General features: G+C 62.2%; 26 protein-coding genes. 15 read left to right on the top strand and 11 right to left on the bottom strand.

Annotation, left to right across the window (positions count from 1 at the left end; genetic code table 11):
* Both ACTHLA_RS03150 and mtgA read left to right on the top strand, forming a co-directional pair.
* The coding region (locus ACTHLA_RS03150) for a WD40 repeat domain-containing protein (RefSeq protein ID WP_440185381.1) at positions 1-582 on the top strand (582 nt) is incomplete at its 5' end.
* Positions 583-603: 21 nt separating this feature from the next.
* Positions 604-1356 carry a monofunctional biosynthetic peptidoglycan transglycosylase gene (mtgA, locus tag ACTHLA_RS03145; RefSeq protein WP_440185379.1) on the top strand — a complete coding sequence of 251 codons (753 nt, stop codon included), beginning with the start codon at positions 604-606 and terminating at the stop codon, positions 1354-1356.
* Positions 1357-1362: 6 nt separating this feature from the next.
* On the opposite strand, the gene phhA is transcribed toward mtgA, so the two are convergent.
* The 3 genes from phhA to ACTHLA_RS03130 form a co-directional block, all read right to left on the bottom strand.
* Positions 1363-2229: a phenylalanine 4-monooxygenase gene (phhA, locus tag ACTHLA_RS03140; RefSeq protein ID WP_440185384.1), complete on the bottom strand. Its 867-nt coding sequence runs from the start codon at positions 2227-2229 to the stop codon at positions 1363-1365.
* Positions 2230-2316: 87 nt separating this feature from the next.
* A complete protein-coding gene (locus ACTHLA_RS03135; RefSeq protein WP_440185376.1) occupies positions 2317-2619 on the bottom strand; it encodes a winged helix-turn-helix domain-containing protein in 303 nt (100 codons plus the stop codon).
* Entirely contained in the window at positions 2612-3217 is a 606-nt protein-coding gene (locus ACTHLA_RS03130) for a hypothetical protein (RefSeq protein WP_440185373.1), read from the bottom strand. Before ACTHLA_RS03130 ends, ACTHLA_RS03135 begins: the two co-directional genes overlap by 8 nt.
* Positions 3218-3396: 179 nt before the next feature.
* Between ACTHLA_RS03130 and ACTHLA_RS03125 the strand changes: the two genes are divergently transcribed.
* On the top strand, positions 3397-5571 hold the full coding sequence (locus ACTHLA_RS03125) for a prolyl oligopeptidase family serine peptidase (protein ID WP_440185371.1): 2175 nt from the start codon (positions 3397-3399) through the stop codon (positions 5569-5571).
* A 5-nt stretch (positions 5572-5576) separates the two neighbouring features.
* Here ACTHLA_RS03125 and ACTHLA_RS03120 read toward each other — a convergent pair whose 3' ends face one another.
* From ACTHLA_RS03120 to ACTHLA_RS03110, 3 genes are read right to left on the bottom strand one after another with little or no spacing between them, the layout of a single operon-like run.
* Entirely contained in the window at positions 5577-6755 is a 1179-nt protein-coding gene (locus ACTHLA_RS03120) for a hypothetical protein (protein ID WP_440185368.1), read from the bottom strand.
* Entirely contained in the window at positions 6752-7918 is a 1167-nt protein-coding gene (locus ACTHLA_RS03115; protein ID WP_440185366.1) for a hypothetical protein, read from the bottom strand. The genes ACTHLA_RS03120 and ACTHLA_RS03115 overlap by 4 nt, the downstream gene beginning before the upstream one ends.
* Positions 7918-8832, bottom strand: a complete 915-nt coding sequence (locus tag ACTHLA_RS03110) for a response regulator (RefSeq protein WP_440185363.1) — start codon at positions 8830-8832, stop codon at positions 7918-7920. The genes ACTHLA_RS03115 and ACTHLA_RS03110 overlap by 1 nt, the downstream gene beginning before the upstream one ends.
* 160 nt (positions 8833-8992) lie before the next feature.
* On the opposite strand from ACTHLA_RS03110, the gene ACTHLA_RS03105 reads away from it, so the two are divergent.
* From ACTHLA_RS03105 to ACTHLA_RS03085, 5 genes are all read left to right on the top strand, one after another.
* The gene (locus ACTHLA_RS03105; RefSeq protein WP_440185361.1) at positions 8993-9415 is read left to right on the top strand and encodes a Tat pathway signal protein; all 423 of its coding nucleotides are present in this window, start codon (positions 8993-8995) and stop codon (positions 9413-9415) included.
* Positions 9416-9502: 87 nt separating this feature from the next.
* Positions 9503-9859 (top strand): phasin, encoded by a 357-nt coding sequence (locus tag ACTHLA_RS03100; RefSeq protein WP_440185358.1) that lies wholly within the window; start codon positions 9503-9505, stop codon positions 9857-9859.
* A gap of 60 nt (positions 9860-9919) precedes the next feature.
* Positions 9920-10702 (top strand): 3-hydroxybutyrate dehydrogenase, encoded by a 783-nt coding sequence (locus tag ACTHLA_RS03095; RefSeq protein WP_440185356.1) that lies wholly within the window; start codon positions 9920-9922, stop codon positions 10700-10702.
* A gap of 104 nt (positions 10703-10806) precedes the next feature.
* Positions 10807-11040 (top strand): hypothetical protein, encoded by a 234-nt coding sequence (locus ACTHLA_RS03090; RefSeq protein ID WP_440185353.1) that lies wholly within the window; start codon positions 10807-10809, stop codon positions 11038-11040.
* A gap of 106 nt (positions 11041-11146) precedes the next feature.
* On the top strand, positions 11147-11314 hold the full coding sequence (locus ACTHLA_RS03085) for a hypothetical protein (RefSeq protein WP_440185351.1): 168 nt from the start codon (positions 11147-11149) through the stop codon (positions 11312-11314).
* On the opposite strand, the gene ACTHLA_RS03080 is transcribed toward ACTHLA_RS03085, so the two are convergent.
* A complete protein-coding gene (locus ACTHLA_RS03080) occupies positions 11254-13155 on the bottom strand; it encodes an ABCB family ABC transporter ATP-binding protein/permease (protein ID WP_440185348.1) in 1902 nt (633 codons plus the stop codon). The genes ACTHLA_RS03085 and ACTHLA_RS03080 overlap by 61 nt on opposite strands.
* 85 nt (positions 13156-13240) lie before the next feature.
* Positions 13241-13660, bottom strand: coding sequence for a MerC domain-containing protein (locus tag ACTHLA_RS03075; protein ID WP_440185345.1), 420 nt, complete (start codon positions 13658-13660; stop codon positions 13241-13243).
* Between the two features lie 189 nt (positions 13661-13849).
* On the opposite strand from ACTHLA_RS03075, the gene ACTHLA_RS03070 reads away from it, so the two are divergent.
* The 7 genes from ACTHLA_RS03070 to ACTHLA_RS03040 all read left to right on the top strand — a co-directional run bounded on the left by ACTHLA_RS03070 (position 13850) and on the right by ACTHLA_RS03040 (position 22163).
* A complete protein-coding gene (locus ACTHLA_RS03070; protein WP_440185343.1) occupies positions 13850-15025 on the top strand; it encodes a glycoside hydrolase family 130 protein in 1176 nt (391 codons plus the stop codon).
* Positions 15022-16179, top strand: coding sequence for an AGE family epimerase/isomerase (locus tag ACTHLA_RS03065; protein ID WP_440185340.1), 1158 nt, complete (start codon positions 15022-15024; stop codon positions 16177-16179). The genes ACTHLA_RS03070 and ACTHLA_RS03065 overlap by 4 nt, the downstream gene beginning before the upstream one ends.
* Before the next feature lie 26 nt (positions 16180-16205).
* Positions 16206-18086: a sodium:solute symporter family protein gene (locus tag ACTHLA_RS03060; RefSeq protein ID WP_440185337.1), complete on the top strand. Its 1881-nt coding sequence runs from the start codon at positions 16206-16208 to the stop codon at positions 18084-18086.
* 36 nt (positions 18087-18122) lie between these two features.
* Positions 18123-18791 carry a DsbA family oxidoreductase gene (locus ACTHLA_RS03055; protein WP_440185335.1) on the top strand — a complete coding sequence of 223 codons (669 nt, stop codon included), beginning with the start codon at positions 18123-18125 and terminating at the stop codon, positions 18789-18791.
* Between the two features lie 64 nt (positions 18792-18855).
* Positions 18856-19167 carry a Dabb family protein gene (locus ACTHLA_RS03050; protein WP_440185332.1) on the top strand — a complete coding sequence of 104 codons (312 nt, stop codon included), beginning with the start codon at positions 18856-18858 and terminating at the stop codon, positions 19165-19167.
* Between the two features lie 62 nt (positions 19168-19229).
* The gene (locus tag ACTHLA_RS03045; protein WP_440185330.1) at positions 19230-20081 is read left to right on the top strand and encodes an alpha/beta hydrolase; all 852 of its coding nucleotides are present in this window, start codon (positions 19230-19232) and stop codon (positions 20079-20081) included.
* Between the two features lie 57 nt (positions 20082-20138).
* Positions 20139-22163 carry a glycosyltransferase family 39 protein gene (locus tag ACTHLA_RS03040; RefSeq protein WP_440185327.1) on the top strand — a complete coding sequence of 675 codons (2025 nt, stop codon included), beginning with the start codon at positions 20139-20141 and terminating at the stop codon, positions 22161-22163.
* 62 nt (positions 22164-22225) lie between these two features.
* Here the strand turns inward: ACTHLA_RS03040 and pstB are convergent, their stop codons facing one another.
* Genes pstB through pstC form a run of 3 tightly spaced genes read right to left on the bottom strand, consistent with a single transcriptional unit; the run spans position 22226 to position 24878 of the window.
* Entirely contained in the window at positions 22226-23035 is an 810-nt protein-coding gene (pstB, locus tag ACTHLA_RS03035; RefSeq protein WP_440185323.1) for a phosphate ABC transporter ATP-binding protein PstB, read from the bottom strand.
* A 15-nt stretch (positions 23036-23050) separates the two neighbouring features.
* Positions 23051-23890: a phosphate ABC transporter permease PstA gene (gene pstA / locus ACTHLA_RS03030; RefSeq protein ID WP_440185320.1), complete on the bottom strand. Its 840-nt coding sequence runs from the start codon at positions 23888-23890 to the stop codon at positions 23051-23053.
* 13 nt (positions 23891-23903) lie between these two features.
* Positions 23904-24878 carry a phosphate ABC transporter permease subunit PstC gene (pstC, locus tag ACTHLA_RS03025; RefSeq protein WP_440185317.1) on the bottom strand — a complete coding sequence of 325 codons (975 nt, stop codon included), beginning with the start codon at positions 24876-24878 and terminating at the stop codon, positions 23904-23906.
* Positions 24879-24910 lie beyond the last annotated feature (32 nt).

The following is a 24910-nucleotide window of genomic DNA, read 5'->3' as shown; positions in this document are numbered from 1 at the left end:
CCCAAGGGCCGCAAGCTCTATTGCGCCACCTATAATGGCGTGGCGGTCTGGTTTGCGCGCATTGCGGGCCAAAAGCCGCAGATGCTCACCTGGGCGGGGTCGCACACCAAGATCGCCATCGCGCCGTCGGGCGACTATGTGCTGACCGCCATGCAGGAAAACGCCCTGCACGGCTGGCGCGTTAGGGATTCCAAGGATATGCGCATGGGCGGCTATCCGGCCAAGATCAAGTCCATGAGCTTCTTCGCCAAGGGCAAGCTGCTGGCGACGGCGGGGGCAATGGGGGCGGTGGTCTGGCCGTTTCTGAAACCGACGGGTCCGATGGGCGAGGAAGCCTCCGAGATCAATCCGCAGGAATCGACCCTCGTTTCGGTCGTGGCGGGCGCGGCCCAGGACACGCTGCTGGCCGCCGGGACCGAGGACGGGCGCGTCTGGCTGGCCGAGCTGCAATCGACCGGCATCGACTGGGTCAAGGCCGAAAAGGGATCGCCGATCACGGCGCTTGCCCTGTCGAACGAGGCCAACCGTCTGCTGATTGGCGACGAGGACGGTTCGGTGTATATTTTCGAGGCGCAAGGCTAAGATCACGGCTGGGGGGGGCGGATGTCAGAACAACCCGAAGACGCCATACCGGGCCTCAGCGAGGAGGTCATGTACGACGCCGCCCCGCAACCGAAACCCGTCATGCGTAAAAAATTCCGTCCGTTCCGCTTTCTTGGCCTCTGCGTTCTCGGCTTCTTCGTCTTTTCGACCCTGTCGGTGGCGATCCACCGCTTCGCGCCCGTGCCGGTCACGATCCTGATGGTCGAGCGGCTGGCGCAGGGCAATGGGCTCGATCACCGCTGGGTTCCGGCGTCGCAGATTTCCGACAATCTGAAGGCCGCCGTCATCGCTTCCGAGGATGCGAAATTCTGCACCCATGACGGTTTCGACTATGACGCGATCAGGAAGGCCGAAGCCTATAACGCCACGCATAAGAAAAAGCGCGGCGCATCTACCATTTCGCAGCAGACGGCGAAAAACGTTTTTCTGTGGCCGAGCCGCTCCTGGGTGCGCAAGGGTTTCGAGGTCTGGTACACCTTCCTGATCGAGCATATGTGGTCCAAGGACCGCATTATGGAGGTCTATCTCAACTCGATCGAGATGGGGCCGGGCGTCTATGGCGCCGAGGCCGGGTCGCAATACTGGTTTGGCCATTCGGCAAAGACGCTCAGCCCCGCCGAGGCCGCGAAACTGGCCGCTATTCTGCCCAAACCTCTGTCATGGAAGGCCAGGGGCGGCAAACGCTCCGGCCGCATCCAGTCCCGCGCCCGCGTCGTGGACCGGCAGGGCCTGGATGTCTGCGCGGCGGATTGACGTCCTTTATGCCGACAAGGCGCGGTGATACGCGCCCGTCCCGCGGGTAAACACCTTGTCCTCAGGCAGGATCGCCGGCGGCTGGATGTCGTCCTGCGCGGCCAGTTCGGCATAGATCGGCGCGAAGTCGGTATGGACCAGATCGAACAACGTATCGAGCGATGGCAGGACGAAGTAGTTTTCCTGAAATTCGTCGATGCGGTAATGGGTGCGCATGACGCGCCTGAGGTCGAAGCCGATGCGGTTCGGCGACGGGCTTTCCAGCGCAAAGCGCGTCTCGGTGAAGGAGGACAGAATCCCCGCCCCGAAGATGCGGATATCGTCGCCCTCCTCGATCAGGCCGAACTCGGTCGTGTACCAGTAGAGCCGCGCCATGCGGTCCAGCACGCCCAGCTTCATGGCGCGCAGGCCGCCCTCGCCATAGGCCTGCATGAAGTCGGCCATGACAGGGTTCATCATCATCGGCACATGGCCGAAAATGTCATGAAAAACGTCCGGCTCCTGAAGGTAATCGAGCTGGCGGGGCGTGCGGATAAATTGCCCCGCCGGGAAGCGGCGATGGGCCAGATGATCGAAAAAGACGTCGTTCGGCACCATGCCCGGCACCGCCACCACCTGCCAGCCGGTGCGTCGCATCAGGGCCTCGGACAGGTCGTCAAAGTTGGGGATCGCATCCGGTCCGATCGGCAGATCGTTCATGCCGTTGAGATAGTGCTGCGAGGCGCGGCCCGGAACCAGCTTGATCTGGCGCTCGAACAGGGTCTTCCAGACGCCATGCTCTTCGGGCGTGTAGGCGTCCCAGTTCTGCGGCACGATCCAGTCCGGCCGCTCCGGCACATAGCCGCCGACAATGCCGTGTTTGACCTCATCCATAGTTTGCATAAGGGCGCTCCTGCTTTTTCATCAGGATGCGCCGATATGGTTTCAAATGCAAATATCTTTGTTGTGAGGCCACAAGGTCTATTCCGGCGCCACCAGTTTACGCATGGCCTCCAGATAGCCGAGCCAGGCGGCGCGACCCCTATCGGTCAAACGCACCGTGGTCTGAGGCTTTTTGCCGACAAAGGCCTTGTCGATCGTGACGTAATCGGCCTCCTCCAGCTTGCGCAACTGCACCGACAGATTGCCGTCCGTGGCGTTGAGCCGCGCCTTCAAGGTGGTGAAATCAGCAGCCTCGGCGGTGGACAGGAAGGCCATGACGCCCAGCCTTAACCGTCCGTGGATCACATCGTCGAGCGCCTCGATGGAGAAATCGTCATCCATTTTGGCGCGCCTCGCGCATCAGGGCCAGACCCGGCAACATGGCCAGCACGAACAGGGCCGCCGCATAGGCCAGAAGCTGCTCAGGCGCTCCCGCCAAAACCGCCAGACCCAGCGCGCCAAGGAAGCTGCCGAAACTGACCAGACGCAGCCATCCCTTGCCCGAAACCAGCGCGCTGACCGCCCAGCCTATGCCGTAGAAGATCAGAATGGCCGGGGCCAGCAGATAGGACATGGGTTCGAAGTCGTGCATGCGGTAGGCGATGATCGCCACGCAGGCGATGAAGGCGACAATGGCGATGCCGATCGCCGCCCAGGCCGAATAGGCATAGCGGTTGGTCTTGCCGCCGGTCGAAGGCGGGCAGTTGATGCGCAGTACGGTCGCGATCACCGCGAACAGCAGGCTGGCGCCGAACCAGATGAACAGGCTCATGAGCCCCGATGCGGGCAGCCAGCCGCGCATCATGGCGTACTGTCCGATAGAGGCCAGGCCGTACAGCAGACCGGCCCAGAACAGGGTCGAACCGTTGCGCAAAGGCCCGCGCGCGCCGGATTCGGCCAGGCCCTTCAGATAGTCGAGTTCGTTTTGCAAGGTGGACATGAGGTGCGCCTTTCCAGCGACAGATGATGATGGATTCTGAATATAGAAAGAACTTTAAAATGTAAAGTACTTTTATGAACCTCGCGCCAACATGACGATTTTGTAATCCGCACGCCCTTGTCAGCGCCTGCAAACCGTTTAGTTTCAACCGTATCTTATAACGCTAAGGCGGGGCGAACATGCGCGGCGTATTTCTGAACAACTTGATGATGGCCACGGCGCTGGCTACGGTGGCGGCTATGCCCTCCTTTGCTCAGACTCAGATGACCACGGTGGCCAAACAGGTCGCCTCCAATCCCAATATAGCCGCAAAAGACGCGCCCGATCCGCGCGACTATCTCGACGATGTCGAAGGCGACAAGGCGCTGGCCTGGGTCAAGGCGCACAATCAGGCGACCTTCGATGCGCTGGAAAAAGACCCGCGTTTCGCGCCCGCCCAGGCCGAGATGCTGAAAATCCTGCAAGCCAGCGACCGCATCGCCTCACCGGGTTTTGCGCATGGCGGCATGATCGACAATTTCTGGCAGGACGGAACCCATGTTCAGGGCCTGTGGCGGCGCACGACGTGGGACTCGTATAAGTCCGGCCAGCCGAAATGGGAGACCATCCTCGATCTCGACGCCCTGTCCAAGGCCGAGGGCAAGACCTGGGTGTTCCATGGCGCCGATTGCCTGCCGCCCGCCTATAATCGCTGTCTGGTCAGCCTGTCCGACGGCGGCAAGGACGCCGATGTGGTGCGCGAATTCGACATCGCCAAACGCGAATTCGTCAAGGACGGCTTTACCTTGCCCGAAGGCAAGCAGTCAGCGACCTGGCGCGACGCCGACACGATCTATGTCACGCGCGAATGGACGCCGGGCGATGTGACCGCGTCGGGCTATGCCTATATCACCAAGGCGCTGAAGCGCGGCCAGAGCCTCGATCAGGCGGTCGAGATCTTCCGCGGCGACAAGGCCGACGTCTCCGCCGGTCGCAATGTGCTGCGCGATATCGACGGCCAGTATGTGATGGACACCTCCTATCGCGGCCTCGACTTTTTCAATACCGAGCAGGCCTTTTATCCCAATGGCCAAAAGGTCGTCCTGCCCTTCCCGACCACGGCCAGCTTCGACGCCTATTATAAGGGGCAGGCCGTCTATCAGCTCAAGTCCGACTGGACCTCGGCCAAGGGGACGGTATTCCACAACGGCGCCATCATCGCCTTCGACCTGAAGAGCGCCCTGGCCGATCCGGTCCATGTCGAGCCGACGGTGCTGTTCATGCCCAATGAACACCAGTCGGTCGAAAGCGTCAGCCAGACGAAGAACCGCCTCATCCTGTCCATCCTGTCCAATGTAACCGGCGAGGTGCGCAGCTTCGATTTCAGCCCGAAAGGCTGGTCGTCGTTTAAGCTCGACCTGCCGGAAAATTCGACCCTGTCGGTCAGTTCGACCGATGACGAAAGCGACCACCTGTTCGTCTTTTCCGAAGGCTTTTTGGAGCCTTCGACCCTCTATCGCGCCGACGCCGCCACGGGTAAAATCGAAAAGATCAAATCCAGCCCCGAACGCTTCGACGCCAAGGGCTTGCAGGTGCAGCAGTTCTGGGCGACCTCGAAGGACGGCACGCAGGTGCCCTACTTCCTTGTAGCGCGCAAGGACATCAAGCTGGACGGCTCGACCCCGACCCTGCTCTACGCCTATGGCGGTTTTGAGGTGTCGATGCAGCCGTCCTATTCGGCCTCGATCGGCAAGCTGTGGCTGGAAAAGGGCGGCGCCTATGTGCTGGCCAATATCCGCGGCGGCGGCGAGTTCGGGCCGAAATGGCATGAGGCGGGCCTGAAAACCCACCGCCAGCGCATCTATGACGACTTCCAGGCGGTCGCCGAAGACCTGATCGCCAAAAAGATCACTTCGACGCCGCACCTTGGCATTATGGGCGGCTCGAACGGCGGGCTGTTGATGGGCGTGCAACTGACCGAGCGGCCCGACCTGTGGAATGCGGTGGTGATCCAGGTGCCGCTGCTCGACATGGTCAATTTCAACCACATGGCGGCGGGCGCGTCGTGGGAGGGCGAATACGGCAATCCCGATGATCCGGTCGAAGGCGCCTTCCTGCGCTCGATTTCGCCCTATCACAATGTCAAGGCGGGCGTCGCCTATCCTGAGCCCTTCTTCGAGACCTCGACCAAGGACGATCGCGTCGGCCCCGTGCATGCGCGCAAGATGGCCGCCCTATTCGAGGATATGGGCCTGCCCTTCTACTATTATGAAAACACCGAAGGCGGCCATGCCGCGGCGGCGAATTTACAGGAACGCGCCCGCCGCTATGCGCTGGAATTCACCTACCTGTCCGAAAAGCTGATGGATAAATAAGCTGCTCAGGGCTGGCGGCCCTTTTGCAGCGACTGGATCAGCCCGGCCTCGAAATCCATCAGGATGTCGGCATATTCGATGTCGTGCAGGGCGCGCGCGCCCTTGCGCAGGGTGCGCGCCATGCGGAAGCGCCAGAAGGAGACAATATGGTCCAGCGTGCCGATCTTCTCGCCCAGTTCTACAAACAGGGTAGAGCCGTAGCGTAGAAACCGGCGAAACGGCTCCGGGTCGCGGCGATTGGCCAGCGCCTTATAGACCTCGTCATATTCGCCAAGGGTGATGCGCGCATCGTTCAGCACGGCGGCGATGGCGCGGGCGACGCGCGGCACGGCCTTTTGCAGATAAAGGCCGGTGGCGTCGCTGCTCTTGGCGCGCGGCCTGACGGCGCCCAGACCGCTCAGCACCTCGCGCACCCCGGCCTGCAATTCGCGATGCCGCCATTTGTAATAGAGGAAGCCGCGCCAGCACATAATGCCTTCCTGAAACGCCTCATCGTCCATGCGCAGGGTTTCGCGCAAAGGATCGAGATCCTTGTGCAGTTCGTCGGACAGGATGCGGTTGCCCAGCTTGGCCGCGCCCTTGCCACGCTTTTGCCCGAAGGCGACATTGACGAGGTTCTCGATTTCCTGCGCCGTAAAGGCGGCCATCGACTTCAGGTCGGAGGCGGAGATCTGAAAATAGACGCCCGACGGCTGAAACCCGGCCTTGTTGAGGTGTTCGCGCAGCAGGAACGGATCGAGCGAGGGCAGGTTGTCGATGCAGCTCAAGACCTTGGCGTCGCGGTTGCGCCCGACGTCCTCGATGCCGAGATAGGACCGCATCAGTTCTTCGTAACGGCTCTGACGGAAGAAGAAGGAGCGCCCGCCCAGACGCAGATCATAGGGATCGTAGGGCAGGATAACCTTGGTCACGGTCTGGCGTCCGCCCGGAAACAGGTGGCGCTCATCCAGCCGCAGCGTGTGCTTGAGGATCAGGGCGCGATTCAAGCCGGAATTCTCGAACAAAGGCTTGTCGCGATAATTCGGGTTTTCGTGAAACGCGATATAGAGCTTAGCCAGGTTGAGCACGCGCGAACTGGCCCAGGTGCGGCTTAAGTGGCCGAGATTGCGGATCTCGCGCACCGAGATAAAGTCGCTGTCATTGGTCAGGGCCGTGACGGCGGGGATCGGCTGGGTATGCTTCATGCCGCGCGGCCTTCATTATAACGGGCGACCAGCGCCAGAGCGTCCTCAAAATCCATCAGGATGTCGCCATAGTCGATCGCGCTCAGGCCGAGGTTCTGGCCCTGGCCGTTCTGCGCCTGCGTGACGCGATAATCCCAGAAGGAACTGATATGGCTGAGAATGCCGATGCACTCGCCCAGTTCGTAAAACAGATTCGGCCCATCGAGCAGAAAGCGGCGGAACGGGCCCGGATCGCGGCCACGGATCAGGGCGTGATAGGCTTCGTCATAGATGGCGAGCACGCGCCCGGTATGGGCGACCGCCTCAATGATGCGTTTGGCCAGACGCGGACGCGCCTCGCGGAAATAGTCGCGCAGGGCTTCGTCGCAGCCGCCTGACGGCTGATAATTCGACAGGGCCTCCAGCACGCGCCGCATCTCCTCGCGCAGGCCGGTCTGACGCCATTTGAAATAGAGAAAACCGCGCCAGGAAAAGATGCCGTCGGAAAACTCCGCCTCGCTCATGTTCAGCGTGGTCATCAACGGACGCAGTTCGGCGTCCAGTTCGTTCGACAGGATCTTGCCCGTCAGCTTGCCCGCCGCCTCGCCGCCCATAACGTCGGAAAAGGCGACGCGCACCAGTTGTTCGATCTCGCTATTGGCGAAGCCGACCATGCGCTGCACGTCATAGGGCGAAATCTTCAGATAACAGGCCGCCGGTTTGAAGCCGTGGCGCGATAAATGTTCGCGCACCAGGAAGGGATCGAGCGACGGCAGGGCGTCGAGCAAACGCAGCACCTGCACGTCAGGATGACCGGAGGCGTCATCGGTGCGGAAATGCGAACGACAGAACAGATCGAAGCCGTTCTGCCCGACCAGAACCGACTGGCCGCCCAGCTTCAGATCGTTCGGATCGAACGGCAGCACGACCTTGGTGGCGGTGCGGCGCTGACGCAGGAACAGGTCGCGTTCATTGGCGCGCAGGGTGTGCTTGATCAGGATCGCCTTGTTCATCTGCGTGTCGCGGAAGAACGGCTTAGTGAGATAGTCCTTGTCCAGTCCGCTGGTCAGGTGGACCAGCGACAGGTTCAGCACGCGCGAGGTCGAGGCGGTGGCGCTTAAATGACCCAGATTGCGCACGTCGCGGGCGCTGGCGCCGCCGGTCCTGTCAAAATCCCCCGCCATCAGGCGCGCGCCCGCTTCTGGACGCTGCGGCGCGCCACCAGCGTATCGAGATGATGGACGATCTCAAGCGCCTCAGCCTGCGCATCGGGCGGCATGTCGCCACGCTGGATCAGGGCGTCGAAATGCACGTCCAGCACATCGGGCTCGGCCTTCTGGCCGAACAGGCGCACATACTGATTCAGCGACGCCGCCGCCCGCTCGATCAGCCGCATGCGTAGATCGTGGGCCGCTGTCTGACTGGCGATCAGGCGCGTCACCGCCGTATTGACCGCCTTGCGGTCCAGAGCGCCCTTATCGCCCAACCGTTCGCGCAGGCGTTTGACCTCATCGGTCGCCGTCGCGCGCGCATCCGTATGCGGTTTGCCGCTGACCGGAATGTCGCCGGCGCGGCGCCCCAGGCCGGGGTGCGACGCCGCCTTGCGCCGACGGCGATCGGGACCGGCATAGGTCTCTGCGGCGATGAAACGGCGGCGGCGCGTTAAAGCGCTGACCACGGCGCGTAAGAGGGAGGCGGTCGAAAACGGCTTGACGACGAATTCATCCACTCCGGCCAGACGCGCCTGATCGACGTCGCGCGCACGCTGCCGCGCCGTCAGCATGACGATGGGCGTCTGCGGATTGGGGAAACGCGGATCGCCGGTCAGGGCGGCGTGACGTATGCTTTCCGTCAGTTCGACGCCCGACATGCCGGGCAGGTTCCAATCCAGAATCATCAGATCGGGCGGATGCGCGGCGATCATCTCAATCGCCTGTTCAGCGTCGCGGGCGAAATAGAGATTGTTGAAACCGGAGGCGCGCAGCAGCTCCATGACCAGACGGCGCGACGCGTCGTGATCCTCAACGACCAGGACCGGCACGATGGCTGGATCGAGTTTGCGCCGCAGGCGCTGGAGCGGAGTCGACAACACGGTCATCAGATGCGAAAAGAAAAACGACGCCAACCCCCATGACTGGCCGGTCCAGCCTAACCGCAACCCCTTAATGTGTTGTTGATCAAGTAACTGATTTTTGTAGTTAATTTTCCGTTTTCCATTATAAACGCCGCCTTAACGTCCCATCAGCCAGAATGAGCTTATGAATCGTCGCAGCCTCTTTTTTCACGCATTTCGCCTGGCGTCCGCACTGGGTCTCGCCGCCAGTCTTGCGCCCGCCGGGTCCGCCCTGGCGTCAGAAGCCAAGAAGAAGGGCGGCGGCGTGGGGTACACCCAGTTTCCGACCATCACCGTCTTCACCGACGCCGGACGCCTGCGGCACGGCGTGATGAGCGTCGATATGGGTCTTTACAGCGACAATCCGAAACTGGTCGCGCAGATCAAACTCTATGTCCCGCGCCTGCAGGACGCTTATGTCACGGTTTTGCAGGGCTATGCCGGCAATCTGAACCGAACTTCGCTGGTGGACACCGGCTATGTCGCTGCGCAGTTGCAGGCCGCGACCGACCGGATTCTGGGCGTTACGGGCGCCAAGGTGCTGCTGGGCTCCATTATCATCAATTAAGCGTTTTTGCATTGCGGCGGCGACGTTTCGGCCATAGTTTCGACAGGCTGACCGGCTAGGGTCTGCGGTAACCTGCGGAGGCATCGCATGACGTCATCACCCTCCCCGTTTGAAAGCGGCCTGAAGCTGATGGAGGCGCAAAGCCAGTTGGCGGCGCGCAGCCTGATCAATCTGATCGAAATGATCTCGACCAGTTCGCATCGTTACGCCGAAGACACCGGCAAGTTCACGCGCGAGGCGCTCGACCTGATGAACGCCGCCGCGACGACGCAGGACGCGGTCGCCCTGGCGGACCTGCAAAAGCGCTGGGCCGAGACCTGCCTGAAATACGGTCAGGACCGCACCGCCGCCACCATGCATTTCGTCGAGCAATGCGGCCAGCAGGCGCTGAACATCGCCGCGCGCCACGCCCATCCGACCGGCGGCGATACGCCCAAGGACTAAAGGACTAAAGCCTACCCGTTTCTCCCTCCCCGAAACGTCTTACATATCAGGAATTTTACCATGAGCTTGTCAGGAAAGACGGCGCTGATCACCGGTTCGACCAGCGGCATCGGCCTCGGCGTCGCCAAGGCGATGGCCGCGCAAGGCGCGAACATCTTAATCAACGGCTTCGGCGACGCCGACGCCATCGAGGCCGAGCGCGCGGGTCTTGAAAAGGATTACGGCGTCAAAGCGCTTTACAGCGGCGCCGACCTGACCAAACCCGCCGAGATCGAAGCCATGATCAAGGCGTGCGAGGCCCTGGGCGGCGTCGATGTCCTCGTCAACAATGCAGGCATCCAGCACGTCGCGCCGGTCGAGGACTTTCCGCCGGAGAAGTGGGACGCGATCATCGCGCTCAACCTGACCGCCAGCTTCCACACAGTGCGCCTGAGCTTCGCGGCGATGAAGGCGAAAAAGTGGGGCCGGATCATCAATATCGCCTCGGCGCACGCCCTGGTCGCCTCGCCGTTCAAATCGGCCTATGTCTCGGCCAAGCACGGGCTTTTGGGCTTCACCCGCACCATCGCGCTGGAAGGCGCCGAGCACGGCGTCACCTGCAACGCCATCTGCCCCGGCTATGTGCATACGCCTCTGGTCGATAAGCAGATTCCCGACACCATGAAGGCGCGCAATATGACGCGCGAACAGGTGATCAGGGACGTGATTCTGGCCGCGCAACCGACCAAGGAGTTCGTCACGGTCGAGGACATCGCCGCCCTCGCCGTCTTCCTGGCCTCCGACGCGGGCAAGTCGATCAACGGCGCCCCCCTCAGCATTGACGGCGGCTGGACAGCGGCCTGATTCCTACTTACCACTTTTTTATGTTTAGCGGGCGGCATCCGCAAAGCTTCCCTATATCGGCTTGGCCATAGTCCCGCTTCACCTGTTTGTGAAGGAGAGGGACCATGATCAAGATTTCCGCCAAGATGCTTCTGCCGCTGACCGCCGCCGCTTTATGCCTGGGCGCCAGCGCCTGCTCCAAGCCGAGCGAAACGACGACAACCAGCGAAACGACGACCTCCGAAATGGCGCCCGCCGATACGGGCGGCGCCATGTCCGATATGGCCATGTCCGACAGCGCATCCGCCGACGCCATGACCACGACGACGACGACCACGACGTCGACCTCGTCGATGTAAGACCGGACTTACCGGCTTTTTGCAATCCCCCGACCAGAATCGTAGCGCGAACCTGGTCTGTTGCACGGCAAAATCCCTCTCATCTTACGGTGAGAGGGATTTTGTTATGAAGACGATGCTGTCAAAGGCGCTGCTGGGCGCCATGATGCCTGTGGCTCTTGTGGTCGCCTGCTTTATCGGCGCGGCGATGAACCGTCCTGCCCACGCCGGGGACTATTCAGCCTCCGCCGTCACCTTGGCCAGCGCCTCTCTGGCGTCGTCGGCGGCGCGCTGACGCTCCCACATAGAAGCGTAGAGGCCGTTCAGCTTCATGAGCTGGGCGTGCTTGCCGCGTTCGGACACCACGCCGTCCTTGAGCACCAGAATTTCGTCGGCGTTCACGACGGTGGAGAGCCGGTGCGCGATCACCAGCGTGGTGCGGTTCTTCGACACATCATCGAGCGAGGCCTGAATTTCGCGCTCGGTATGGGTGTCGAGCGCCGAGGTCGCCTCGTCCAGAATCAGGATCGGCGGCGCCTTCAAAAGCGTGCGCGCAATCGCGACGCGCTGCTTCTCGCCGCCCGACAGCTTCAGCCCGCGTTCGCCCACCTCAGTGTCATAGCCCTTGGGAAGCGTGGCGATAAAGCCCGAAATCTGCGCGCGGTCCGCGGCCGCCTCGACCTCTTCGCGCGAGGCGCCATAGCGGCCATAGCCGATATTGTAGGCGATGGTGTCGTTGAACAGCACCGTATCCTGCGGCACCATGCCGATGGCCTTGCGCAAACTGGCCTGCGACACGCCGCGAATGTCCTGACCGTCGATCTCGATGGCGCCGCCTTTGACGTCGTAGAAGCGGAACAGAAGGCGCGAAATGGTCGATTTACCCGCGCCCGACGGCCCGACAATCGCCACCGTCTTGCCCGCCGGCACGTCGAACGACACGCCCTTGAGGATTTCACGGTCGGGATCGTAGGAAAAGACCACATCCTTGAAGCTGACCGCGCCGTCGGTGACGATCAAATCGCGGGCCTCATCGGCATCGACAACCTCGGCGGGCTCGTCCAGCAGCTTGAACATCGATTCCATGTCGATCAGGCCGGTCGAGATTTCGCGATACAGCGTGCCGATGAAGTTGAGCGGAATGGCGAGCTGCATCATGAAGGCGTTAACCAGCACGAAATGGCCGATGGTCTTGGTGCCGTGCGCAACCTCCCAGGCGCTCATCAGCATCACCGTGACCATGCCGATCGAGAAGATCACCGCCTGACCGATATTGAGCCAGGCCAGCGAGGTGTAGGTCTTGATCGCCGCCTTTTCGTACATGGCGGTGGCGCGGTCGTAACGGCCGCGCTCCAGCGCCTCATTGCCGAAATATTTGACTGTCTCGAAGTTCAACAGCGAATCGACCGCCTTGGACATGGCGTCGCTGTCGGCCTCGTTCATCTCCTTGCGGATCGAGATGCGCATGTTCGAGGCGACGATGGAGAACCAGACATAGACCACGACCGTCACCGCCACGACCGCGACATAGATCAGGTCGAACTGCGCCCACAGGCTGATCGCGGTCAGGGCGAACTCGACCACGGTCGGTATGCCGACCATCATGGTCAGGCGGATAATGGTTTCGATGCCGGTCTTGCCGCGCTCGATCACGCGCGACAAACCGCCGGTGCGGCGTTGCAGGTGGAAGCGCAAGCTCAGATTATGCAGGTGGACAAAGGCGCGGTTGGCCAGGCCCCGCACTGCATGCTGCCCGACCGCCGAAAACATGCCGTCGCGAATATTGTTGAACACCTGCGAGAACATGCGCGCCACGCCATAGGCCAGCACCAGAATGATCGGCGAGGCCATGATCAGCGACCAGAAGCCCGGCGCGGCGGCGCCTTTCAACGCAAAGGCGTTGGTCGCCCATTTGTAGGCGAACGGCGTCGCCACCGTCAGAAGCTTGCCCACCAGCATGGCCAGCAAGGCCCACACCACCTGCATCTTCAGATCGGGGCGGTCGGACGGCCACAGATAGGGTTTGAGAAAGGCCAGCGTCTCGGACGCCTTCGCCTTGGATTTCAGCATCGGGGCCGTATATTGAGGTTGAACGGGCGGCTGCGTGGTCCTGGCGGGCGCGGGCTGAGAACTCATGGCAAATTCCGGGATGCGGCTAGAATGTGTCCCTATATAGGACCGCTGACCGCACTCGCCAATGTTTGCGGCGCAAAAAAGGCGGCTATTCGCCCGCGACTTCGCAGGCGCAATCCTCGCTGTGCGTATGACGCGCGCCAGACAGATAGTTGACCACATGCGCCGAGGCGATGGCGAGGGCGCCAATTACAGTCAGAGTCGTATCCAGATCGGCCAGAGCCGGGACAAAGGCGGCCAGAGCCAGAAGGGCCAGACCGGCCAAGATCAGCCCGACCACCGGAACCTTACGCCAGGCGCGCGACGATTGGATCGCCCACAGGCTGAGCGGGGCCGCAATCAGCACCAGCAGCGGATGCACCCACGGCGCATCGGCCAGGGTTCCGGCCAGCGGCAAGGCCGCCGCCAGCAGCGGCAGGGCCAGACAATGCACGACGCATAGCCCGGACAGGCCGACTGAGGCGAAATCCAGCCATCTGCTCTTGTGAGGCGCTTCGGGCGCGGGCATGCTCTCTCCTCGCTGCGATCCGTGCGCCCTCACATATGTTATAAAGTAACCAAACGCAAGGGGCGTCGGCGATCTTCCCGGTAAACTTTTTCGTTGGCGGACCGCAAACGGCCTTGCTCAATTAATAAATCAATTTTACTTAATTGCGGCGACGTGGACGGATAAGCCAATGCGCTCAGGAGGACGATCATGGACGGGAATGCGCGCGAAAGACTGGCGCGATTACAAAAAACGCATGCCGCGTTGTTGAATCTGCCGAATGCGCCGACGACCGATACGAACGGCGTCTATCAACGCTATGCGCATCCGGTTTTGACCGCCGCCCATGCGCCTTTGGAATGGCGCTACGATTTCAATCCGAAAACCAATCCGTTCATGATGGAGCGGATGGGAATCAACGCCGTCTTCAACGCAGGCGCGCTGCTGTTCGATGGCCGTTATGTCGTCGTGGCGCGTGTCGAGGGCGACGACCGCAAATCGTTTTTCGCGGTGGCCGAAAGCCCGAACGGGGTCGATAATTTCCGTTTCTGGCCGCGCCCGGTGGTCCTGCCGCAGACGGACGAGCCGGATACGAATGTCTACGATATGCGCCTGACCCGGCATGAGGACGGCTGGATCTACGGCCTGTTCTGCACCGAGCGCAAGGATATGAACCAGCCGCACGATCTCAGCGCCGCCGTGGCGCAATGCGGCATTGCGCGCACGAAAGACCTTGCGGCATGGGAACGCCTGCCCGATCTGACAACACGTTCGGGCCAGCAGCGCAATGTCGTGCTGCATCCTGAATTCGTGGATGGGAAGTACGCCCTCTATACCCGCCCCCAAGACGGCTTTATCTCGGTCGGCTCCGGCGGCGGCATAGGCTGGGGCCTTTGCGACGACATGGCCCATGCGGTCATCGAAACGGAAACCATCGTCGACAACAAGGTCTATCACACGATCAAGGAGGTCAAGAACGGCCAGGGTCCGGCGCCGATCCGCACCGATCGCGGCTGGCTGCATCTGGCGCACGGGGTGCGCAATACGGCGGCGGGCCTGCGCTATGTGCTGTACCTGTTCATGACCGACCTCAAGCGCCCGTGGATCGTCACCCATGCGCCGGGCGGCCACCTGATTGCGCCGCAGGGCGAGGAGCGCGTCGGCGATGTGTCGAACGTCGTCTTCTCCAATGGCTGGATCGAGGATCAGGGCCGCATCTTCATCTATTACGCCTCATCGGACACAAGGCTGCATGTGGCGACCTCGACGGTGGCGCAACTGGTCGATTACTGCCTGAACACGCCGCCGGACCCGCTGACCTCGGCGGCGTGCGTTGCGCAACGTCTCGATCTGATCGCCAAAAATGAAGCCTTTATGGCGCGATGAAACCCGCGCTCGACATCTTTCGACAGGAGGCGCGCGCTGAGGCTGACGCCATTTTGCGCTGGTGGTCGGAAAATGCGCCCGATCCAAGCGGCGGCTTTTACGGTGAAATCGACGCCTCCGGCCAGCCTGTCCCCGGTGCGCCCAAGGCGGCGATCCTCAATGCGCGCATGCTGTGGTTCTTTGCCGCCGCTGGCGGGACGGCGTCGGCGCAGCGCGCGGCGGATTATCTGAAGGCGCATCTGCTCGATAAAGAGCATGGCGGCGTCTTCTGGACGGTCGACGCGCAGGGCCGACCGCGCGATACGAAAAAGCAGGCCTATGCGCAGGCCTTCGCGCTTTACGGGTTCGCCGAACATTACGCCGCGACGGACGATCCGGCGGCGCTGGCGACGGCGCGCGCCATGCGTGACCTGATCGAGACGCGCTTTTGGGATGCCGACCGCGGCGGTTATATCGAAGCCCTGACGCGCGACTGGGCCGCCGTGAACGACCCGCGCCTGTCCGATAAGGATATGGACGCGCCCAAGACGATGAACACCCACCTGCATGTGCTGGAAGCCTATACCCGCCTGCATCAGGTCGCGCCCGACGCGGCGACGCAAGTAGCGCTGCGCCGCGCGATTGAGGTGTTTATCGACCGTTTCATGGGTTCAGACGGGCATTTGCGGCTGTTCTTCGACATGGACTGGACCGACCGCACCGAGGCCATCTCCTACGGCCACGACATCGAGGCGAGCTGGCTGTTATGGGAGGCCGTCGAGACACTGGACGATCCAGCCCTGATCGCGCGCGCCAGGCCGCATGTGCTGGCCCTGGCCCGCGCGACGCTGGAGCAGGGCGTGCTGGACCACGGCGGGATCGCTTATGAGCGCGGCTTCGACGGTCGCCTCGACGCGGACGGCGAATGGTGGGGACAGGCCGAAGGACTGGTCGGTTTCGTCAATGCGTTTCAGATGACCAGCGAGAAGGCCTATGCCGACGCCGCCCTGCGTCTGTGGGCGCGCATAAAATCCGGCTATGGCGCTGCTCAAGGCCGTGAATGGACCTGGTATGCGCGCGACGCCAAGCGTCCGCCACAGGCGCTTCTCAGCCTGTGGAAATGCCCATACCATAATGGCCGCGCCATGCTCGAACTCGTCAAACGTCTGGGCTGATAAAACCATAAAACAGGCAGGAAACCATGACCCTCAACCCCATCGACCTGGCGATTATCACCGGGTATCTGATCCTGACCCTAGGGCTTGGCTTCTGGGTGTCGAAACTGTCGTCGGGCAGCCTGTCCAACTATTTCCTCGCCGGCAACCGCCTGCCCTGGTACGTGCTGGGCCTTTCCAATGCCTCGGGCATGTTCGATGTCGGCGGCACCATGTGGATGGTCGGCCTGCTGGTCGTCTATGGCCTGAAGTCGGTCTTCATCCCGTGGCTGTGGCCGGTGTTCAACCAGATCTTCCTGATGGTGTTTCTGGCCGTCTGGCTGCGCCGTTCGGGCAGACTGACGGGCGCGGAATGGATGACCTTCCGCTTCGGCGACGGCCCCGGCGCGCGCGCCTCGCACCTGATCAATGTCATCTTCGCCCTGATCATGGTGGTCGGCATGCTGGCTTACGGCTTTCTGGGCATCGGCAAGCTGGTGGCCGAATTCGCGCCGTGGCGGCTGTCTGCCGACCCGGAGGTCAATGACAAGCTCTACGGCCTGATCGTGGTGGCCCTGACCACCATCTATTCGGTCAAGGGCGGCATGTATTCGGTGGTGATGACCGAGGTTCTGCAATTCTTCATCAAGCTCGTCGTCTGCATCGCCATCGCCTGGATCGCCATGACGACGGTGAGCGCCGACATGCTTCGCGCCGCCGTGCCGCATGGCTGGGATTCGCTGCTTTTCGGCTGGAAGCTCGACCTCGACTGGAACGCCGTCGCCCGCGCCGCCAAGCCTGAGAACCGCGTCATCGCCGCGTCGGCCATCACGACGATCAACAGCGAAGGCTATTCCTACTTCGCCCTGTTCATGGGGCTGATGACCTTTCAGGGCATATTGAAGGCGATGGCGGGGCCGGCGCCGAATTACGACATGCAGCGCCTGCTATCGGCGCGCTCGCCCAGCGAAGCGGCCAAGATTTCCGGCTTCGTCAATATCGTGCTGCTGTTTCCGCGCTATCTGATGATCGCGGGCCTCGCCGTGCTGGCCGTGGTCTTTATCGGCCCGGAATGGACGCACATGCAGGCGCAGGCCGCAGCGGCGGGCAAACCCTTCTCCGGCGATTTCGACGCCATCCTGCCGTGGGTGGTGCACAGATTCCTGCCGCCCGGCCTGCTGGGCCTGACCCTGGCGGGGCTGCTCTCGGCCTTCATGGCGACCTATTCGGCCTCGCTCAACGCCGCGCCCGCCTATGTGGTCAACGACATCTACCGCAAATATATCAGGCCGGACGCGGATCAGAAGACCCTGGTGCGGCTGGCCTGGCTGACCGCCTTCCTGTTCGCAGTCATCGCCGCCGCTATCGGCTGGCAGCTCAAATCGTTCAACGAGGTCATCACCTGGATCACCACCGGCCTCTATGGCGGCTATACGGTCGCCAATATCGTCAAATGGTACTGGTGGCGACTGAATGGGACCGGCTATGCGGCCTCAATGACGGTCGGGGTTGTGGCGGCGCTGTGGATGACCGTGGCGAAGATCGACGGTCTGGCCGCCTTTCCGTGGCTGATGCTGGCCTGTCTGTTCGTGGCGGTGATCGGTTCCTACCTGACTCCGGCCACAGATATGGAAACGCTCAAGACCTTTTACAGCCAGACCCGCCCGTGGGGTTTCTGGGGGCCGGTGCTGACGGCGCTGCGCGAGGACGAGCCGCACGCCCAGCCCAATCGAGATTTCGGCCTCGACGTCATGAACGTGCTGATCGGCGTCGTCTGGCAGACCGCTCTGACCGCCTCGGCCATCTTCCTGGTGATTCACGCCATGCCGAAATTCTGGCTGACGGCAGGACTGGCCGCCGCCTGCACGCTCATTCTCAAATTTTCCTGGTGGGATCGTCTGCGCGATGCGCCTTGCGATAAACCGTAACCACCATATATACGGTTCATGCAAAAGGAGGCTCGCATGCGTATCGACATCTGGTCCGACATCGTCTGTCCGTTCTGCGCCATCGGCAAGGCGGCGCTTGATCAGGCGGTCGCGCAGACCGGCGCCGAGGTCGAGATTGTCCATCACGCCTTCCGCCTGCAACCGGACGCAGCGCCGGAGCCGGTCGAGACCATGCTGGCGCGCAAATACGGTCTGCGCGGCGCTCAGGCCGACGCCCAGCAGAAGCGCGTTACCGATATGGCCGCGCAGGTTGGACTTGATTTCCAGCTTTCAGGAACCTTGATCGGCGATACAGGCGATGCGCATGTGCTTTTAGCCCTGGCGGCGGAAAAAAACCTGCAATTTCCGTTGTTAAACACTTTGTATGACGCATATTTCTCAAAAAATGAGAATATATTTGATCGTGAAAACCTGTTCGCGATCGGCGAAGACGTCGGGCTGACGCGCCCCGATATGGCGGCGGCGCTGACCGACGCCAGCCTGACGGCCAGGGTGGCGCAGGACGAACAAACGGCCCGCGCCCATGGCGTCAATGGCGTCCCCTTTTTCGTCTTCGACGACCGCTACGCCCTGTCCGGCGCGCAACCGGTCGCGACCTTCGCCGCCGCCTTGCGTCAGATTCAAGCGGAGACGCCAGCCGAACCGTCGGGCGCAGTCTGCGGACCCGATGGCTGCGCCGAATAGGGCTTGACGAAGTCGCCTCAGGCTTTAAGTGAGGCGCACACGTTAAGCCTGAAACGAGTCCTGCATGATCCGCCATATCGTGATGTTCAACGCCAGCGCGGACAACCGCGACGCCGTCTATCGCGGCCTGTCGGTCCTGACCCAGATCCCGCAGGCCCGGCTGCTCGAAGTCGCTTACAACGAAAAGATCGACCAGATCGCCAACGATATCGACATCGTCGTCTATGGCGAATTCGACACCATCGAAGATTTCCGCGCCTATAAGGCCCATCCGCTTTACGAAGAATCGATCCGTCAGGTGCGCCACCTGCGCGACGTGCGCGTCGCCGCCGACTATACGGTGTCCGCCGCCACGCGCGAACTGGTCAAGGGCTGATTTCCGGGTTAGCCTCCTCCCAAAATCATAAACCGGCCAAAATCATAAACCGGGAGGATATCATGCGTTCCATCATCGCCGCCTTGCTGGCGCTCGCCCTTGCGGCGCCCGCCTCAGCAGAAACCGTCATACCGCTATGGGCCAAAGGCCAGCCCGGTTTTGAGTCGCGTCGTGACATCCCTGAGCAACACGCCGACTGGTGGTGGCGTTCGATCAACAATCCGTCCCTGACCGTCTTTGCGCCGCCCGCGGGCAAGGCGACCGGAACCGCCGTGATCGTCGTTCCCGGCGGCGGTCACCAGAACCTTGTCTTTCATGCCGAGGGCGAGCAGCCGGGCCAGTATCTGGCTGGGATCGGCGTCACCGCCTTTGCGCTCAAATATGTGCTGGCGAGGGAAAAAGGCTCGCCCTATTCCGTCGAAGGCGACGCCAAGGCCGACCTCGTGCGCGCCATCCGCTATGTCCGCGCCCACGCCGCCGACTATGGCGTCGATCCGCATCGCATCGGCGTGATGGGCTTTTCCGCCGGCGGCGAACTGACCTCGATGGCGGCTTTCAATCCCCCGACCACCGATCCGAACGCCGCCGATCCCATCGACCGGACCGACGCCCGCCCGGATTTTCTGATCGAAATCTATCCCGGCCCGCTGGGCATTGTTCCGTTTACCGACCACGCGCCGCCGCCGGTCTTCCTGCTCAACGGCTCCGCCGACCGCATGGCCATGGCGGACACCGACGCCATTGAGCGTCTGTACGACGCCTTCCCCGACGTGCCGTTCGAGCGGCATGTCATGGCCGGAGTTCCGCACGCCTTTAATATGGGCGACCGTTCCGATCATAAGACTGTGCGCGATTGGCCACAGCGGCTGACGGACTGGCTCGGCGATATGGGCCTTTTGACGCCCGCGAAGTAGCAGCCTTTACCTTGATCCCGCAGCCTGTCAAAAGAACAGCGGGATAGGAACAACGCTATGCAGGATTTTTACGAACTGGGCGCCGCGCCAAGCGTGACGGGGCCGCAGAAGCCGCTTTTCGGCGATGATAACCGGCTGAAACAAGCCGCCCTGGCCCTGTGGGTCTTCATGCTGATCTGGAAATTCAGCGTCGGCCTGATCAGCCACGTCATCTGGGAAGAAAGCCATTTCGTCGTGTCGGGCCAGTATCTGGCCTTCGGCTATCCCGACATTCCGGCGGGCTTTCCGTGGCTGGCGCGGCTGGTGACAACCCTTTTCGGCTGGCATGTCGAGCCGTTGCGGATCGTAGCCCTCGCCATCGCCATGGCGATCCCGTGGGCGGTCTGGTTCATGGCCAAACCGGTGACCAGCGCGCGCAACGCCATCTGGGCGGCGATCATCTCGATGCTGATCCCGGCCATCAGCCTGAATGGCACCATCTTCTACCCCGAAGGCGCGTTGCAACTGTTGCTGGCCCTGATGCTGGGCTGCCTGCTGCGCGCCATGCAGACGCCGGATACAAAATCGAGCCTGAAATGGTGGATCTGGGCCGGGGTGTGCGCCGGTATCGGACAACTTGTGCACTTCCGCTTTCTCGTGCCGGGCCTGGCGGTTGTGGTCTTCATGCTGGCCGAGCCGCGCGGGCGCAAATTCTGGACGCATCCGGGCGTGTGGATCACAGCGGCGCTGGGCGTCATCGGTTTGCTGCCCGCCATCCTCTACAATGCGTCAGAAGGCTGGCCCGCGATTGAATTTCACGTCATCCGCCGTCCCAATTACGACGCCGATCCCAAGCACGTCCTCAGCCTGATCGAAACCCAGTTCGGCGTGTGGACGCCCCTGTTCTTCATCGCCATCTGGGGCGCGGTCAAGCATGCGCTGTGGCCGAAAAAGGATGAGGACGGCGCGCGCCCTGAACGCGGGTTCGACACCCTGCTGGCCTGGCAGACCGTGGTGATCTTCGCCTTTTACGCACTCGAAGCCACGGTCAACAAAAAGGTCATGCCGCACTGGCCGTTTATGGCCGCCATCCCCATGCTGCCCCTGGTTCCAGGCGTGCTGATCCGCTTTGCCGATACGGCGAAAAATCTGAACAGCCGACGCCTGCGCGCCGCCCTGATCGCCACCGGGCCGCTGATCGGTCTGGCGATCGGCGTGGCGGCGACCGGCTATCAGATTCTCTACGACAATTCGGCCAGGCTCAGTTCGCGCTGGCGCGCCTACAACATCCTCAAAAACGAGGACTGGACCGCGCTGGACGCGCCGCTGCGCAAGGCGATGGCGCGCGCGCAGGTTCGGTTCGGCGCCGCGCCCGCCGTCGCGACCAATGGCCATATCGCCGCCGTGCATCTGGAATTCCCCGCCGACGGCCATCGCGACCTGCGCGTCTATACGCTGGGCGATCCTTATGACGATGTCAGCATGTTTTCGGTGGCCCGGCATGACTGGAGCCTTGACCGTCAGGCGCTGTTGAATGATCACGCGGGCGGGCCGGTCGTGCTGGCCCTGCTGGAGCCGTCCTACATCTATCACGAGCCGGAGCAGATCGCGCTCTACGCCAATCTATGCAAGGATTTTGGCGAGGCGGAAAAGGAGGGAATCACGGCCCTGCCGCCCTATCGCACGGCTATCGATTTTTACACCGCCAAGGTGCGCGCCACACCGCTGACCGACGCAGAGGTCGATGCGACGCCCTGCCCGTTCGTGCCGCAACTCTATATCGCCCACCCGACCCGCGGCGACTTCATCTCACGCAACGATACGGGAATCAAGTACGGCATGGCCGCCGATCCCAAGGGAGTGAAGTCCGTCGATATGCTGCTGGACGGCAAGGTGGTCGCCCACGCCCATTACGGCATCGACGAGCCGACGCACCGCGCGCCGGACCTGTTGAAATACGATCCCAACTGGCCGAAGCTGCAATATACCTATAGCTTCCCAAAGGGCTCGCTCACCGTCGGAACGCATACCCTGTCGGCCCGCGCCACCCGCACGGACGGCACGACCTTCGAGGCCGATCCGAGGGTGCTGTACGTGGAATAGGAAACAAAGAACCCGGCAGGATAACCTGCCGGGTTCTTTGTTTTGCCCGCTGGTGAGGCGTATCAGCCGAAGCGGCCGCCGATATATTCACCGGTCTTATCGACCTTCGGTTTGACGAACAGCTCTTCGGTCGGACCGAACTCGATCATCTTCCCGAGGAACATGAAGCCCGTATAGTCGGACAGGCGCGCGGCCTGTTGCAGGTTGTGCGTGACGATCACGATCGAATAGTCGCGCTTCAGCTCCTCCAGCGTGTCCTCAAGCTTGGCGGTCGAAACCGGGTCAAGCGCCGAAGCCGGTTCGTCCAGGAGCAGGATTTCCGGATTGACCGCGATGCCGCGCGCCACGCACAGGCGTTGCTGCTGACCGCCCGACAGGCCAAGGCCCGACTTGTGCAGCTTGTCCTTGACTTCATCCCAAAGCGCCGCCTTGCGCAAGGACGATTCGACCAGTTCGTCCATCTCGGCCTTGGACTTCGACTGGTGCAGGCGCACGCCATAGGCGACATTATCATAGATCGACATCGGGAAGGGCGTCGGCTTCTGGAACACCATGCCGATGCGCGCGCGCAGGGAAGCGACATCGACCTTGCCATTCAGGATGTCCTCGCCGTCGAACAGAATCTCGCCCTCGGCGCGCTGCCCCGGATAGAGGTCATAGATGCGGTTGATCGTGCGCAGAAGGGTGGACTTGCCGCAGCCGGACGGGCCGATCAGGGCGGTGATGGCGTTGCGCTTCACCGGCAGATCGACGCCGTACAGCGACTGATTGGCGCCATAGAAGAAGTTGAGCTTCTTGACCTCAAGCACAAGGCTGCCAGCCGGAGGCGGAACGATCACGCTTTGAAAGTCGGGGGACGTGGTGTCGGTCATGTGTCTGTGGCCCGATTAATGTTGTTGCTTTTCGCGCGCCAGCCAGCGCCCGATGATGTTGACGATGAGGACGGCGACGGCCACCAGCAGGGCGGCGGCCCAAGCCAGCTTGTTCCAGTCGCTGTAGGGGCTGAGCGCCATGTTGAACATGACGACCGGCAGGGACGACATCGGATGGGCCAGATTGCCCTCAAAGAACTGGTTGTTCAGCGCGGTGAACAGAAGCGGCGCGGTCTCGCCCGAAATGCGCGCAAAGCCCAGCAGCCCGCCGGTTAACAGACCTGCGCCCGCCGCTTTCCAGATGATCTTGCGGATGGTGGTGAATTGCGATGAGCCCAGAGCCATGCCCGCTTCGCGCAGGGCGTTCGGTTGCAGATTCAGGATGTCCTCGGTCGTGCGTGTCACAATCGGCGTCGCCAGGATCGACAGAGCCACCGCGCCCGCCCAGCCGGAAAAGCCGTGGAACGGCTTGACCAGCAGTTCATAGACGAACAGGCCGATCAGGATGGACGGTGCCGACAGAAGCACGTCGTTGAGGAAGCGCACGGCGTGGCCATAGGGCGTATCGCCGCCGATCTCGGCTAGCCAGGTCCCGGCCAGAATGCCGACGACTAGGGCGATGATCATGCCGACGCCGCACATCATGATCGAGCCATAGATGGCGTTGCGCAGGCCGCCTTCGGAGTCGGGCGCGGGCGTGTCCATGGTGAAGATGTGCGGGTTCATGGCGCCAAAGCCGTTCTTGAACAGCGAATACAGGATCAGGCCCAGCGCGACGAGCGACACCACGGTCGCCAGCACGCACAGCGAGACGAAGACAATATTGGCGGCCTTGCGGCGGAAGGTGCGGTTCATGATCCCGGCTCCCTTAGTAACGCTGCGACGACAGCAGCGCGCGCGCCGCCGCCAGAACCGCGAAGGTGATGAGGAACAGCACCAGGCCCAGCGCCACCAGCGCCGAGGTGTGCATGTCGGTGGTCGCTTCGGCGAACTCGTTGGCGATGGTCGAGGCCAGGGTGGCGCTCGAATCGAACAACGATTTGGGGAAGCGGTGAGAATTGCCGATGATGAAGGTCACGGCCATCGTCTCGCCGAGCGCGCGGCCAAGGCCCAGCATGATCACGCCGATCATGCCCTTCTGGACATAGGGGATGATCACCGAGGTCGTCACCTCGAACGGGGTTGCGCCCAGGCCGAAGGCGGCTTCGCGCACCTGCGGCGGGATCGAGCGGAACAGTTCGCGGAACACGGCGGCCATATAGGGCAGGATCATGATGGCCAGAATGACCGAGGCGGTGAAGACATTGGCGCCGTTCGGCACCCCGGCGGTCAGCTTTTCCAGCAGCGAGCCGGGCTTGGCCGCCATCATCAGCGGCAGTTGCACATGGGCGGCGAAGAAGGGGGCGAAGACGAACAGACCCCACATGCCATAGACGATGGACGGAATGCCCGCCAGCAACTCGACCGCCGTGGACAGGGGCTGGGCCAGCGAACGCGGGCAGAACTGCGTCAGATAGACCGCAACGCCGACCGCGATCGGCAGGGCGAACACCAGGGCCAGACCCGAGGAGATGATCGTGCCGACGATCGGACCGGCCGCGCCATATTGCTCGGTCACTGGATTCCAGGACGAGTCGGTAAAGAATTTGATTCCAAAGTGGGACAGGGCGGGCCAACCGCCGACCACCAAAGAGCCGATGATTCCGGCCAGCACCACCAGCAGCAGAGTGGCGGCGGCAAACGACACCCAGCGGAAGATCGGGTCGGTCGGATCGAAGCGCGGCTTGAACGCCTTGACGCCGTTGGCAGCGGAGACAGCGGAAGCGGACGTTTCAGAGGTCATGAGATGACGGTTCCGGTTGGTGGGTTCCTGCC

Source organism: Asticcacaulis sp. (genome assembly GCF_051956075.1).
Classification (GTDB): Bacteria; Pseudomonadota; Alphaproteobacteria; order Caulobacterales; family Caulobacteraceae; genus Asticcacaulis.
The sequence above is the reverse complement of the archived record's forward strand: the minus strand, read 5'-3'. Positions and strand labels throughout refer to the sequence as shown.

What these genes read in the sequence shown, in the direction of transcription:
- mtgA (WP_440185379.1), top strand. Translation starts at nt 604, where the DNA reads ATGTCAGAACAACCCGAAGACGCCATACCGGGCCTCAGCGAGGAGGTC.
- phhA (WP_440185384.1), bottom strand. Translation starts at nt 2,229, where the DNA reads ATGGATGAGGTCAAACACGGCATTGTCGGCGGCTATGTGCCGGAGCGG.
- ACTHLA_RS03135 (WP_440185376.1), bottom strand. Translation starts at nt 2,619, where the DNA reads ATGGATGACGATTTCTCCATCGAGGCGCTCGACGATGTGATCCACGGA.
- ACTHLA_RS03130 (WP_440185373.1), bottom strand. Translation starts at nt 3,217, where the DNA reads ATGTCCACCTTGCAAAACGAACTCGACTATCTGAAGGGCCTGGCCGAA.
- ACTHLA_RS03125 (WP_440185371.1), top strand. Translation starts at nt 3,397, where the DNA reads ATGCGCGGCGTATTTCTGAACAACTTGATGATGGCCACGGCGCTGGCT.
- ACTHLA_RS03120 (WP_440185368.1), bottom strand. Translation starts at nt 6,755, where the DNA reads ATGAAGCATACCCAGCCGATCCCCGCCGTCACGGCCCTGACCAATGAC.
- ACTHLA_RS03115 (WP_440185366.1), bottom strand. Translation starts at nt 7,918, where the DNA reads ATGGCGGGGGATTTTGACAGGACCGGCGGCGCCAGCGCCCGCGACGTG.
- ACTHLA_RS03110 (WP_440185363.1), bottom strand. Translation starts at nt 8,832, where the DNA reads ATGACCGTGTTGTCGACTCCGCTCCAGCGCCTGCGGCGCAAACTCGAT.
- ACTHLA_RS03105 (WP_440185361.1), top strand. Translation starts at nt 8,993, where the DNA reads ATGAATCGTCGCAGCCTCTTTTTTCACGCATTTCGCCTGGCGTCCGCA.
- ACTHLA_RS03100 (WP_440185358.1), top strand. Translation starts at nt 9,503, where the DNA reads ATGACGTCATCACCCTCCCCGTTTGAAAGCGGCCTGAAGCTGATGGAG.
- ACTHLA_RS03095 (WP_440185356.1), top strand. Translation starts at nt 9,920, where the DNA reads ATGAGCTTGTCAGGAAAGACGGCGCTGATCACCGGTTCGACCAGCGGC.
- ACTHLA_RS03090 (WP_440185353.1), top strand. Translation starts at nt 10,807, where the DNA reads ATGATCAAGATTTCCGCCAAGATGCTTCTGCCGCTGACCGCCGCCGCT.
- ACTHLA_RS03085 (WP_440185351.1), top strand. Translation starts at nt 11,147, where the DNA reads ATGAAGACGATGCTGTCAAAGGCGCTGCTGGGCGCCATGATGCCTGTG.
- ACTHLA_RS03080 (WP_440185348.1), bottom strand. Translation starts at nt 13,155, where the DNA reads ATGAGTTCTCAGCCCGCGCCCGCCAGGACCACGCAGCCGCCCGTTCAA.
- ACTHLA_RS03075 (WP_440185345.1), bottom strand. Translation starts at nt 13,660, where the DNA reads ATGCCCGCGCCCGAAGCGCCTCACAAGAGCAGATGGCTGGATTTCGCC.
- ACTHLA_RS03070 (WP_440185343.1), top strand. Translation starts at nt 13,850, where the DNA reads ATGGACGGGAATGCGCGCGAAAGACTGGCGCGATTACAAAAAACGCAT.
- ACTHLA_RS03065 (WP_440185340.1), top strand. Translation starts at nt 15,022, where the DNA reads ATGAAACCCGCGCTCGACATCTTTCGACAGGAGGCGCGCGCTGAGGCT.
- ACTHLA_RS03060 (WP_440185337.1), top strand. Translation starts at nt 16,206, where the DNA reads ATGACCCTCAACCCCATCGACCTGGCGATTATCACCGGGTATCTGATC.
- ACTHLA_RS03055 (WP_440185335.1), top strand. Translation starts at nt 18,123, where the DNA reads ATGCGTATCGACATCTGGTCCGACATCGTCTGTCCGTTCTGCGCCATC.
- ACTHLA_RS03050 (WP_440185332.1), top strand. Translation starts at nt 18,856, where the DNA reads ATGATCCGCCATATCGTGATGTTCAACGCCAGCGCGGACAACCGCGAC.
- ACTHLA_RS03045 (WP_440185330.1), top strand. Translation starts at nt 19,230, where the DNA reads ATGCGTTCCATCATCGCCGCCTTGCTGGCGCTCGCCCTTGCGGCGCCC.
- ACTHLA_RS03040 (WP_440185327.1), top strand. Translation starts at nt 20,139, where the DNA reads ATGCAGGATTTTTACGAACTGGGCGCCGCGCCAAGCGTGACGGGGCCG.
- pstB (WP_440185323.1), bottom strand. Translation starts at nt 23,035, where the DNA reads ATGACCGACACCACGTCCCCCGACTTTCAAAGCGTGATCGTTCCGCCT.
- pstA (WP_440185320.1), bottom strand. Translation starts at nt 23,890, where the DNA reads ATGAACCGCACCTTCCGCCGCAAGGCCGCCAATATTGTCTTCGTCTCG.
- pstC (WP_440185317.1), bottom strand. Translation starts at nt 24,878, where the DNA reads ATGACCTCTGAAACGTCCGCTTCCGCTGTCTCCGCTGCCAACGGCGTC.